Annotated in this window: 1 pseudogene; it reads left to right on the top strand. The window is 53.6% G+C overall.

The features are described 5' to 3' along the window. Positions 1-369, top strand: a pseudogene (locus tag CA13_RS36090) (hypothetical protein); the annotation flags it as partial. Positions 370-1,009: the final 640 nt, after the last annotated feature.

The raw sequence follows: 1,009 nt of genomic DNA, 5'->3' as shown, positions 1-1,009 counted from the left end.
CGATACAACGCCTGGAGCAAGAAGACCTTTGAACGGATTCACGGAGGATCGAAAACACGACGCAAGAAAGCTGGCATTGCACTGGCGCGCAAGATCGCAGTGGTCGCTTGGGCGATGATGCGAGACCAACAGGCATGGGATCAGAGCAAGGCATTGCAGGAAGCTGTGACGGATCCTGGAACTCAAGAACTGATGGAGGAAGCAACAGAGCCCCACGAAGCAAAACCAAAAAAGAAAGCCAAACTCCTACGCGCAAAACCACATCCTCCCGGGCCAGTGATCAGCGACGAACCGAAGCAGCGTAGCGGCCGAGGCAGTAAACCGACTCGCCGCCGCGGCAGCAAACGCCGCTCGCCCTTGAAAACCTGACACCAGGCAAGGCCCGTTGTTGGGCCCGTGCTTTCCTGGAAGTGACCACGAATCGCTGACAAGGGCGTCAAGCCGCATCTGAAACGCTGCTTGATAACCCTGAGATAACGAATGTGGCGCTTTCCAGGGAAGCTTTTATCACCCACCTTGAACCCATCGAACCCAAACCAACACCGGAGCGAATCACTGAGAACGAAACACTGATCGAAGACCACGCTTGCAACTCGAAAAGGACTCCACTTCGCCTGCATCACTGACACCTACTGCCACCGGAAGCAACGTAAACGCCTCCGGTCATGGCGTCCTAAAGAATGTGAGAGGCGATGAACCCGACATAAAGATTGAGAGATCGCTCGGAGTGTCGGGCCATCCAACAGAACTCAAGAGAATACCGATTGAAACCCTGTAAGGAATGCTGAGGCGACGCTGTCAAGGACCGACCCTTTTGGGTCAAGGCGTCGACATCTCGAATAGTCGTTTAGTACCCAATCGAATCGAGCCAAGTCATCAACAGTAGATCGCTCGCCGCAGTTCGCTACCACCGAGTCACCACAAACAAATGAACACACAACACCCAATGTAAGAAATATTTCAAAAAAGCGGCCAGTCGCCACTGGTCAAACCACGGACTTCATAGTCG

The sequence above is a fragment of the Novipirellula herctigrandis genome (genome assembly GCA_007859835.1).
Classification (GTDB): Bacteria; Planctomycetota; Planctomycetia; order Pirellulales; family Pirellulaceae; genus Novipirellula_A; species Novipirellula_A herctigrandis.
The sequence above is the reverse complement of the archived record's forward strand: the minus strand, read 5'-3'. Positions and strand labels throughout refer to the sequence as shown.